The sequence below is a fragment of the Burkholderiales bacterium genome (genome assembly GCA_013695435.1).
Taxonomy (GTDB): Bacteria; Pseudomonadota; Gammaproteobacteria; order Burkholderiales; family JACMKV01; genus JACMKV01.
On the sequence record JACDAM010000269.1, the window covers coordinates 1 to 11,744 of the forward strand.

Annotated in this window: 7 protein-coding genes; 3 read left to right on the plus strand and 4 right to left on the minus strand. The window is 62.7% G+C overall.

Annotation, left to right across the window (positions count from 1 at the left end):
- From waaF to glnE, 4 genes are all read right to left on the minus strand, one after another.
- A partial coding sequence (gene waaF, locus H0V78_13160; GenBank protein MBA2352686.1) for a lipopolysaccharide heptosyltransferase II occupies positions 1–936 on the minus strand: 936 nt, incomplete at its 3' end.
- Between the two features lie 41 nt (positions 937–977).
- Positions 978–1,181, minus strand: coding sequence for a zinc-finger domain-containing protein (locus H0V78_13165; GenBank protein ID MBA2352687.1), 204 nt, complete (start codon positions 1,179–1,181; stop codon positions 978–980).
- Between the two features lie 115 nt (positions 1,182–1,296).
- Positions 1,297–2,277 (minus strand): branched-chain amino acid transaminase, encoded by a 981-nt coding sequence (locus tag H0V78_13170; GenBank protein MBA2352688.1) that lies wholly within the window; start codon positions 2,275–2,277, stop codon positions 1,297–1,299.
- A gap of 67 nt (positions 2,278–2,344) precedes the next feature.
- Entirely contained in the window at positions 2,345–5,089 is a 2,745-nt protein-coding gene (gene glnE, locus H0V78_13175; GenBank protein ID MBA2352689.1) for a bifunctional [glutamate--ammonia ligase]-adenylyl-L-tyrosine phosphorylase/[glutamate--ammonia-ligase] adenylyltransferase, read from the minus strand.
- Between the two features lie 265 nt (positions 5,090–5,354).
- Here glnE and H0V78_13180 point away from each other — a divergent pair, with 265 nt between their 5' ends.
- The 3 genes from H0V78_13180 to tldD all read left to right on the plus strand — a co-directional run.
- Entirely contained in the window at positions 5,355–9,383 is a 4,029-nt protein-coding gene (locus H0V78_13180) for a TIGR02099 family protein (GenBank protein ID MBA2352690.1), read from the plus strand.
- 5 nt (positions 9,384–9,388) lie between these two features.
- A complete protein-coding gene (locus H0V78_13185; protein ID MBA2352691.1) occupies positions 9,389–10,213 on the plus strand; it encodes a carbon-nitrogen hydrolase family protein in 825 nt (274 codons plus the stop codon).
- A 189-nt stretch (positions 10,214–10,402) separates the two neighbouring features.
- On the plus strand, positions 10,403–11,744 hold a 1,342-nt coding region (gene tldD, locus H0V78_13190; GenBank protein MBA2352692.1), incomplete at its 3' end, for a metalloprotease TldD.

Genomic DNA, 11,744 nt, shown 5'->3' on the forward strand with positions numbered 1-11,744 from the left:
CGGGCAGACGCGCTTGAAGCACGGGCTGCACTCGAGGCCGAGCTTGATGACTTTGGCTTGCCCGGATAGCGGCGGCGTGAAGCGCGGGCTCGAAGAGCCGTAGAGTGCGAGCATGGGTTTATCGAGCGCGGCGGCGATGTGCATGAGGCCGGAATCGTTGCTGACGACCAGCGTCGCGCACGAAAGCAGGTCGATGGCTTGGTCGAGACTGGTTTTGCTGCAAAGGTTGATGGCCTTGCTGCCGCTGGACGACGCAATTTCGGCGCCGATCCCGATATCTTTTAACGAGCCGATGATCCAGACGGCATAACCCGCCGCCGATAATTTCACCGCAAGCCCGGCGAAATAGGCGGGCGGCCAGCGCTTGGCCGGGCCATATTCGGCGCCCGGACAAAGCGCCGCGATCGGGCGTTGCAAGGTCAGCCGCAACGTCCGCAAAGTGCGTCGCTGATCGGATTCGGCGACGCGCAATCTCGGCTGCGGTATCGGAAATCGCGGAATGTTGCCCGAAGGCTCGGCGAGCGCCGCGAAGCGTTCGACCATCAGCGGCAGCGCGTGCCGGTGCAGTTCGCGCATGTCGTTGACCAGACCAAAACGGGCCTCGCCCTGGAAGCCGGTGCGCATTGCGATGCGCGCGAAAAAAGGCACGAGCGCCGACTTCAGCGAATTGGTCAGCAGAATGGCCTGGTCGTAATTGCGTTCGCGCAGGCCGCGGCCGAAACGCCAGCGCTCGCGCAGCTTGATCGCGCCGTGGCCGAAAGGATTGATGATGATGTCATGGACCTCTGGCATGCGGCGGAGCAGCGGCGCGACCCAGGCCGGCGCGAGCATATCGAGTATGAGACCGGGGAGGCGCTCGTGCAGACGCATGAACAGCGGCTGCGCGAGCATCGCATCGCCGACCCACGATGGCGCGACGACGAGGATTTTGCTCAAGATGGGTTTAAAGCAAAGATCGGGAAAACTTTATCGAGCGGTCATTGCTGGGGTTTGTTCTTGAATTTGTACAGCGTACCGCAATACGGGCACAGCGCCTGCCCCCAGGCCTCGACCGGCAGGAATACGCGCGGATGCGAATTCCACAAACGCATCGACGGCATCGGGCAATGCAGCGGTAAATCGGAAGCCGCGACTTCGATGAAACGTTCGGTGAGGTCGCCGCTCGGGTCAGAGGTCGCCATGTTTGCTCATAACGCTGTCATTGCGGACGCGCCGCGGCAGCGGCTTGAGCCGGAATCTCGTTGCGAATACGAGATTTCGCTTGCGCAGGAATGACGATTGTCTTATGGGTGTGCTTCAATTAAGAGGTACGGGATTCCCGCCAGCGCGGGAATGACGAGCTTCGTCCGCCCGGCTTTCGACCGGCGTCAGCCAATCCGCATGCTTTCTGTCGCGGCCGTTCACGCAATCGAAAAACATTTTCTGAAGCTTTTCCGTGATCGGGCCGCGCGTGCCGCTGCCGATAGCGCGGTTGTCGAGCTCGCGGATCGGTGTGACTTCGGCGGCGGTGCCAGTGAAGAATGCTTCATCGGCAGTGTAAACGTCGTCGCGCGTGATGCGGCGGGCCGAGACTTCGTACCCGGCCTCCTGCGCGAGCGTGATGACGGCGTTGCGCGTGATGCCGATCAGCGCCGAGGTCAGCTCGGGCTCGTAGATTTTTCCGTTCTTGACGATGAACAGATTCTCGCCGGCGCCTTCGGCGACGAAGCCTTCGGTGTCGAGCAGCAGCGCTTCGTCGTAGCCGTCATCGATCGCTTCGGTATTGGCGAGGATCGAGTTCGCATAAGTGCCGGAATATTTCGCGCGGCACATCGTCACGTTGACATGATGGCGCGTGAACGACGATGTCTTCACGCGTATGCCTTTTTCCAAACCTTCCGCGCCCAGATACGCGCCCCACGGCCATGCCGAAATGGCGACGTGGACTTTCGCGCCCTTCGGCGAAACGCCGATTTTCTCCGGACCATAAAACGCGATTGGACGGATGTAGCACTCGTGCAACTGGTTGGCGCGCACGACTTCCGTCTGCGCTTCCATCAGGGTCGCGCGATCGTACGGCAGCTTCATCATGTAGATGTGCGCCGAGTTGAACAGCCGCGCGGTATGCTCTTTCAGGCGAAAAATCGCAGTGCCGCTGACCGTGTTGTAAGCGCGCACGCCTTCGAATACGGCCAAACCGTAGTGCAGCGAATGAGTCAGGACGTGTGTAGTCGCATCGCGCCACGGCACCATTTTGCCGTCGTACCAGATCAGACCGTCGCGGTCGGCCATCGACATCGGAAACTCCGTTGCAAGGGAAAACAGACAAGCGGAATTGTAGCGTATTCCGTGCTGAGGATGGCCTTCAGGCGTCGTCAAACACATGCCGCCACAGTGCGCGCACGGCTTCAGCCTGCGCGGCAACATCTTCCGCGGCAACGCGCGCATAGCGCTCGCTTTGCAGGCGCAGCGCATGCTGCATACGGCGGAAATGCCGATAGGCAGCGTGGCTTTGCTGCGCCAATTCGGCAGGGATCAGTTTCAGTTCGGCGGCAAGCTTGAGCAGCGCGAGATTGCCGATGTTCGCGGTCAACCTGCGGTGCTTGTGAGCATGGCCGAGCACTAGATATTGCACGATGAATTCGACGTCGATGATGCCGCCGCGGTCGTGCTTCACATCGAACAGCGCGCCGTTATTGGGGTGCGCATCGCGCATCTTTTCGCGCATGGCGACGATATCGGCGCGCAGTTGGTCGAGGTCGCGATTCTGACGCAAAACCTGTTCGCGGATTTTATCGAACTGCCGGCCGACTTTGGCGTCGCCGGCTGCGAAGCGCGCGCGCGTCAGCGCCTGATGTTCCCAGGTCCACGCCTGCCCGGTTTGATACGCTGAAAAGGCTTCGATGTTGCTGACGAGCAGGCCGCTTTGTCCATTTGGCCGCAGCCGCAGATCGGTTTCGTACAGCACGCCCGCGGCAGTCGCGCTGTTCAGCCACGTGTTGATGCGTTGCCCGAGGCGCGCGTAGTTTTCGGGCGCGTTCGGCGCTTCGTCGTCGAACAGAAAAATGATGTCGAGATCGGACGCATAGCCGAGTTCCTTGCCGCCTAGTTTGCCGTAGCCGATGACGGCAAATTTCGGCTTGCGCCGGTGCGCAGTCGCAAGCCTGGCCCAGCAAACGCGCAGCGCTTCGGCCAGGCAAAGATCGGCGAGCGCGGAGAGATCGTCGCTGAGCTTTTCGAGCCGCAGTTCCCCGGCGAGGTCAGCGACCAGCAGCCGAAACGTCTGGCTGTGCTTGAAGTGGCGCAGCAAATCCATCTGGGTTTCGGTATCACCCTCGGCCTGGTCGAGCTGGCGCGCCAGCGATTCTTTGAGCGCGGCCCAGTCAGGCGTGGCGTGCGCGCGGCTGTCGAGCAACTCGTCCATCAGGATCGGATGCTGCGTCAGATATGCGGACGCCCAGGCGCTCGCCGACGCCAGTTTGGCGACGCGTTCGAGCGCTTGCGGATACTCGAGCAAAAACGCCAGATAGGATTCGCGCCGGCTGACGCTTTCGAGCAGATTCAGCAGACGCGCAAACGTCGTGTCGGGGTCATCGAGAGCGGCGGCGGCATCGGCCGCGCGCGGCAGCAGCTTTTCCATGCGCGCATGGCTGGTCGCGGGCATCTGCCGATAGCGGCTGCTGCCGCGGAATTGCTCGATGCGCTGGCGGGCCGGGTCGCTATCGGAATAGTCGGGCGGGGGCGGGCCGCCGCCTTTTGCGGTCGGCGCCGCCGCTTCCGCCATCGGCGAGAAGACCTGATCGAATTCACGGCTGACGTTCGCGCGATGTTTATCGAGCTGTTTCAGCAGCGACTGCTCATTTGCGAAACCCATCGCCCCGGCAATCAAGGCGCGATCGCCGGCATGCGCGGGTATCGTTTGCGTTTGCTGGTCGTCGAGATATTGCAGCCGGTGTTCGAGATTGCGCAGGAAGACGTAAGCATCGCGCAAATCGGCGGCTGCTGCCGCCGGCAAATAGCCGCGTTGGCCGAGATTGGCGAGCGCCTGCAGAGTTGGCCGTACGCGAAATTCGGCTTCGCGGCCGCCGCGGATCAATTGAAAAACCTGCGCGATGAATTCGATTTCGCGGATGCCGCCCGGCCCGAGCTTGATATTGCCGGCGCGCCCGCGCTTGCCGACATCGCGGCGAATCTGCGCGTGCAGATCGCGCATAGCCGCCAGCGCCGAAAAATCGAGATGACGGCGGAATACGAAAGGCCGCACCAATTGCATCAGCCCATCGCTCTGGTCGCCGGTCAGCGCCCGCGCTTTCAGCCACGCGTAGCGCTCCCATTCGCGTCCCTGCGTGATGAAGTAATTCTCGAGCGCGGCGAAGCTCGTGACCAGCGGGCTGGATTCACCATAAGGCCGCAGCCGCATATCGACGCGGAATACGAAGCCGTCGGCTGTGACCTCGCCTAGCGCCGCGATCAACCTGCGGCCGACGCGCGTGAAAAATTCGTGATTGTCGATACTGTGTTCGCTGCCGTGTTCATTGGTGCTTCGACTGTTGCGGACCGTGGCGCCGTCTTCCGGATAGATGAATATCAAATCGATGTCCGACGAAACATTGAGTTCGCCGCCGCCGAGCTTGCCCATGCCGACGACATGGAGCTGCTGCGCGGCGCCGTTATCCGCCGCTGTCGGCTGACCGTACTGCTGCGCAGCCCAGTCGTGCAGGCGCGGCAGCGCGTAGCCGATCGCGATTTCGGCAAGCGCCGTCACCGTAGCGACGACCTCGGCAAGATCGCAGAGACCGCCGAGATCGCGCGCGATGACACGCAACATAACGCGCTTGCGCAATTCGCGCAGCGACTGGAACAACGCCGCTTCATCACGCACATTGTCCGGCAGCAGCGCTCTCATCCGGTCGCGCGTAAACGCCGCGCCGCTCGATTCGACGAGGTTGGGGCGCGTGTTCAGCGTCCGCTGCGCATAACGGCTCAGCGCGAGCGCCCGTTGCACGGCCGCGTCGGGCGCGGCCTCGCCCGCTTTATTCCGCGAGACAGGCTTGCGTCCGGGCCGGGGTTCGGTCTGACTCGCGGCTTTGGTTTTGGGCGGTCGCGGCATATCGTTCGGGTTACAATGAGACTGAAAGTGTCGATGAAAACAGCAGTTGCAAGCGCGCGCAGCTGATCCGGGAAATCTCTGGTTCGTCGTTCCCGACCCCGATTTAAACATTCGAGGCAGGCTCCAGCGGGAATCCAGTGCAAAGGCCAGGGATTCGCGTCCGCGACGTAACGACTGAGATAAAAACGTTTCAGAGCTTTCACTGATTTTAACCTACGCTACTTTGCCTAATTCCATTCACGCCCCGTCACCGCCGCGCTCCGCGTTGCGCGCGCTCCTGCGCGCATTCGCGTGGCTGACCGTCGGTGTCGCCTGTACGCTTCTTGTGCTCGTCCTCGCGGTCCGCTTCTGGCTGCTTCCGAATATCGATGACCATCGCGCGGCGATCGCGCGCGAACTTGGCGAGGCGCTGCATCAGCGCGTTGCGATCGGCCGGATTGCGCTGACGTGGTCAGGCTTGCAGCCGCATCTGATCATGGATGATGTGCAAATGCTTGACGCCGGCGGCGGCGTAACGCTGGGAATCGAGCAGGTCGAGAATTCGCTGCCTTGGCGGTCGTTGCTGCGCGGCCGCTGGCAGTTCGATTCGTTTCGCATCAAGCAACTCGAAGTCGTCGTTCGCCGCGATGCCGCTGGAGAAATCTTCGCCGCCGGCTATCCGCTGGCTGGCAATGCCGGTACTGACGGCATCAGCGCCTGGCTGCGCAAACAGCCGCGGATTGCGATCGACGAAGCCGCCGTCGTTTGGCAAGACGAGTTGCGCGGCGCCGCGCCGCTCACAATATCCGGTGTAAGCGGGCTGCTGGAAAACGATGGCGGGCGCCATAGCTTCGCCTTGCGCGGATCGCCTCCCGCGGGTCTGGCGCCGCTGCTGGAGGTCGTTGGCGAGGTATGGCCAGATTCGCCTGCGCCCACGCCGGGCGGCGCGGACGGCGGCGCCAGCAGTGCCGGCCAGGTCGCGCAGTGGCGCAGCCGCTTGTATGTGCGCGCCGATGCGGTCGATAGCGCAGCGCTGCGGCAATGGCTTGCGCTCCCCGATTCCCTGATCGCAGGCCGTGCCGCGGTCTCGGCATGGTTGTCGATCCGGGACGAAACAATCGAGCATGCGCTGGTCGACGCATCCGGCGAAAATATCGTCATGCGGCTCGCGCCGGATGTGCAGGAAATGGCGTTCCCGAACGTGAAAATGCGCATGGTCTGGGACGCTGCATCGAAGACTTTCGATTTCGCGGCGACCGGCGCGCAACTCGAAACAGCCGGCGGTAAACTGGTCGAAGGATCGCTCCAGTTTTCGCAAAGCAATGGCGAGATGCGCAGCGCGCAGCCGGTCGCGACACGAGGATCGCTGCGCGTCGATCGACTCCCGCTCGCTGCCATCGCCGATCTCGGTCGTCAGTTACCGGTCGCGCCCGAACTTCGCCGGCAATGGCATGATCTCGCGTCGGCCGGGGTGCTCAATCATCTGACTCTGGAATGGAACGGCGCCTGGACCGCCGCGACCATGCCCGAGGAATACCGCGGCAACGCCGAAGTGAGCGAACTGGCGATGCACGCCGCAGACCCGGCGCGGCGATTTTCCGGAATCAGCGGACATCTCTCGTTCAGCCAAGCGGGCGGCTCGTTTGCGCTCGACGGCAGTGCTGTGGAAATCGAGTTGCCGGAAATGTTTGCCGACAGCCTGCGTTTCGACCGGCTGACCGGCCAAATCGCGTGGCGCAACGAGGAAAAACCTGGCGGCCAACTGACGATAGCGTTCAAGGAACTGGCGTTCGCAAATGACCATCTGGCCGGTGAAGTTTCCGGCCGCTATCAGGCAACTGCCGGGGGACGCGGCATCGCTGATATTTCAGGCCGGCTGGCGCGCGCAGATTTGCGTTTTGCCGGGCGCTATACGCCGCTGGCCCTTGGCGACGAAACGCGCGACTGGCTGGCGAGCGCCTTGCGCGCCGGCAAGATCACACAGGCGAGCCTGCGCGTGCAGGGCGATCTGGACAATTTTCCATTTGCGGATGGTGAGGACGGGGTTTTCGAGGCCAAGGCGAGTGTGGCCGGCGCCGTTGTCGATTATGCCGAGGGATGGCCAGCTGCCGAACAAGTCAAGGCCGACGTGCTGTTTCGCGGCTCGCGCATGGAAATCGACATTCGCGACGCAGTCATCGCCGGTCTGCGAATGGAAGCGGCGCAGGGTATTGTTCCGGTCATCGGCAATGGCGATGAAGTCCTGCAATGGCAGGGTCGAGCGGCCGGATCGGGCGCGCAATTCCTGCGCGCGCTGGCGATCGGCCCGTTCGCCGGCCTCCTCAAAAGTAACGCTGAAAAACTCGTCGTCGACGGCAACGGCAAGCTGACTTTGCAGCTCGCGATTCCGCTGCGCCGTCATGCCGAGGCGCAGATTTCCGGCGACTACTCGTTTGCCGATAACACGATCCAGGTGGGCGTGGAATTTCCGAAACTGGAAAACGCCAGCGGCAAACTCGAATTTTTAAATGGCAATCTCAGCGCCCAGAAAGTTCGGGGATCGATCGAAGGCAGTCCGGTCACGCTGGATTTCGTTGCGCCAGCCGGCGATCCGCCACGCCTGACAGTCTCTGGCCGCTCGACGGTCGCCGGCGCACGCCGGCTCATCGGCGTCGAGCACCCCTGGCTGGATAGCGTGCACGGCGAAACCGATTGGCGGGCCCAATTTCGTCTGCAGGAGGATTCCGTGAAATGGAGTGTGGAATCCGATCTCGCCGGCATAGCGTCGGCGTTGCCGGCGCCATTGCACAAAGCGGCGGCGGCGCACATCCCGATCAAAATCGATGGCGCGTCGGATCGGGCTTCGACCCGGAATCCCGATCGATTCACCGTCTCCTATGGCGATGTCATACGCGCGGAGCTGGCGCTGGCGAAGAACGCGAATAAATCGGGAAATGGCGTTGCGGGCAGACGCCTGTCCGGTGAGATTGTGGTCGGCGCCAGCCCGGCCGCAGCGTCCTCGCCGGCGCTGCGCGATGCAGGCGGCATTTCGCTCAGCGGCCAACTCGCCAGGCTCGATTTCGACGCATGGCGCGAGCGTCTCGACCAGACATCCGGTGCGGGGAGTGTGACATCCGCGAGCGCCGGCGTTGGTGTCGACCGGATTGCGCTTCACGTGGACGAAGCGACGGCTTTCGATCGCCGCTTCACGGATTTGCAGCTGAACGCGCACGCCGTCGATGGCAGTTGGCGCGCGCGGCTCGACGCGGCAGAGGTCGCCGGCGACGTCGTATGGGAAGCCGGGGATCGCTCAGAGCAGCAGCCGGAACAAGCCGGTCGGCCGTCCACTGCCGAATGGAAACTGACCGCGCGTTTGCAGCGGCTCGCCTTGCCGCCTGCGATCGACAGCGACCAGGCCGCACCTGTGGGGCCGGCAGATGAAGCCGTCAGCGCGGCGGCGTTGCGTGCGGAAACCGATCCCGCCCATGCGATCGCCTCGCTGCCTGCGATCGATCTGCAAATCGAACAGCTCAGCGTCAACCAGATCGCGCTCGGCCGGTTTACGCTGCTCGGCCGGCCGCAAGGTTCGGATTGGCGCATCGAGCGCCTGGCGCTGCATGCCGATGATGCGAAACTCGAAGCCAGCGGCGCGTGGCAGACCGGCGATACGCCGCGCGCCAAACCGCTTACGCGGCTCAATATCGAATTCGATATCGCCGACATCGGCGCGTTTTTCAAGCGCATCGATTTCCCGGACGGCATGAAAGAAGGGCGGGCGTCGCTGGCCGGGGCGCTGAGCTGGCCGGGCAGTCCGCTCGATCTGCGCTACGCCAACTTGTCTGGCAACCTGGTGCTGCACGCGCACGACGGCCGCTTCGCTAAAATCGAACCCGGTTTCGGAATCGGTCTGGGCAAGCTGCTCGGCGTGCTGAGTTTGCAGAATCTGCCGCGACGCATGTCGCTCGATTTCGACGACGTTGTGGAAAAAGGTTATTCGTTCGACGACATCGCCGCCAACGTCGATATTCAGCGCGGCGTCGCCAATTCCGACGAATTCGTCATCAGCAGCCCAACAGCCAAAACGGTGCTGAGCGGCGAAGTCGATCTCGCGGCGGAAACGCAGAATCTGCATGTCAAGGTGACGCCTTCGTTCAGCGACAGCCTGTCGATTGCGACGGTGCTGATGGGGCATCCGGTCATCGGTCTGACCAGCTATTTCCTGCAGAAAATGCTGAAGGATCCAATTGGCAAATTGACCGCCCATCGCTACCAGGTCACGGGAACCTGGATCGAGCCAACCTTGTCTCCGCTCAACGAAACGGCGGCGCCCGAGTGAGGGCTATGAACGCGGTCGGGCAGTCATTCCAGGTCGCAGCCATCCAGATGGCGTCGGGCCCGAACGTGCAGGCGAATCTCAATGAAGCGCGGCGCCTGATAGAAATGGCCGCTGCGCAGGGTGCGAGGCTGGTCGCGCTGCCCGAGTACTTCGCGATCATGGGGCTCCGCGACGACGACAAGGTCAAAGTGCGCGAGCCGCAAGGCAGTGGACCAATCCAGCAGTTTCTGTCGGATACCGCGAAGCGCTGCGGCATCTGGCTGCTGGGCGGCTCGGTTCCGCTCGAATCGGGATTTGCCGACAAGGTTCGCAACAGCTCGCTGCTGTATGACGACTGCGGCAGGCTCGTTGCGCGCTACGACAAGATTCATTTGTTCGGGCTCGATCTCGCCGGCGAGCGCTACTCTGAGGAAAAAACCATAGAGGCAGGCAATGCCGTCGTCGTTGCCGAAACCGAGTTCGGCCGCATCGGCTTATCCATTTGCTATGACTTGCGTTTCCCCGAGCTGTATCGCGCGATGCAGGACGTCGATCTGATTATGGTGCCTTCGGCGTTTACCGAAACGACCGGCAAAGCGCACTGGGAAACACTGCTGCGCGCGCGCGCCATCGAAAACCTCGCGTTCGTGGTGGCGCCGGCGCAAGGCGGGTATCACGTCAGCGGCCGCGAAACCCATGGCAACAGCATGATCGTCGATCCGTGGGGCGTGGTGCTCGATCGCCTGCCGCGCGGTTCCGGCGTGGTCCTCGCAAGCATCGATCGCGGATACCAGTCGAGTTTGCGCGCCAGTTTGCCGGCGCTACGGCATCGCACCTTGCACGATTGCTGAACCGGGCGCACAAGCTCGGTGCGCTGGAAGATTGCTGCGTCACGGCAGGTGCAATGTTTGGTTCATTCCCGGCCGGGGAAGGCTGGGGTCTGCCGACGGGCCGAATAGCGCCGCATGTTAAAATGCCCCTGAACCTCGCTGTCTGCGCGGTTTCCAATCCGATCAAGCCACGAACCCGAGTCGAAATTCATGCAAACCCAAACCGCATCCTCCGAAAAGCTCGCCGAAAAGCTGTTTCAGACCGCCAATAACACTTTGCTCGAGCCTTATTCGCTCGACGACGGCAAGCTGCAGCAGGTGTTCGGGCAGATCTTGTCGCACCGCGTCGATTACGCCGATCTGTATTTTCAGTACAGCCGCTCCGAAGGCTGGAGCCTGGAAGAAGGCATGGTCAAGGCCGGCAGTTTCAATATCGAGCAGGGCGTCGGCGTGCGCGCCCTGAGCGGCGAGAAAACGGCGTTCGCCTATTCCGATGACATCAGCATTCCGGCGCTGGAATCGGCGGCGCAGGCAACGCGAGCGATCGCAAGCCAGGGCGACGACAGCCGCGCGCGCATCGTCAGGCGCGGCAATGGTCTGGATCGCGCAAGCCTGTACGCGCCCGACGATCCGCTGGCGAGCCTGAGCGACGAGCGCAAGGTGGCGCTGCTCGAAAAACTCGAAGGCTACGCGCGCGCGATCGATCCGCGCATCACGCAGGTCATGGCCAGCCTCGGCGGCGAATATGAAGTCGTGTTGATCGCGCGCAGCGATGGCGTAATGGCCGCCGACGTGCGTCCGCTGGTGCGCCTGTCGCTACAGGTGATCGCCGAGCAGGGCGGGCGCCGCGAACAGGGCAGCGCCGGCGGCGGCGGGCGTTTTGATTACGCCTATTTCAGCGATGATGTGCTGCGCGAATATGCGGGGCGCGCCGTGCATCAGGCATTGACCAATCTCGATGCCAAACCTGCGCCGGCCGGCAATATGACAGTAGTACTAGGCGCGGGTTGGCCCGGCATTTTGCTGCACGAAGCGATCGGTCACGGTCTCGAAGGCGATTTCAACCGCAAGGGCAGCTCGGCGTTCGCCGGCCGCATCGGTGAGCGCGTCGCAGCGCCCGGCGTGACCGTGGTCGATGACGGCACCATCGCGCGCCGCCGCGGATCGCTGAATATCGACGACGAAGGCAATCCGACGCAGCGCACGGTGCTGATCGAAGACGGCATTCTCAAGGGCTATCTCCAGGACAGCCTCAACGCGCGGTTGATGGGCGTCGCGGTCACCGGCAACGGCCGCCGCGAATCGTTCGCGCACATTCCGATGCCGCGCATGACGAATACCTATATGTTGAACGGCGACAAGCATCCGGATGAGATCATCGCGTCGGTCAAACACGGTTTGTACGCAGTCAATTTCGGCGGCGGCCAGGTCGATATCACGAGCGGAAAATTCGTGTTCTCGGCGGCCGAGGCTTACATGATTGAAGACGGCAAGGTTACGCACCCGGTCAAAGGCGCGACCCTGATCGGCACCGGCCCCGACGTGCTGACGC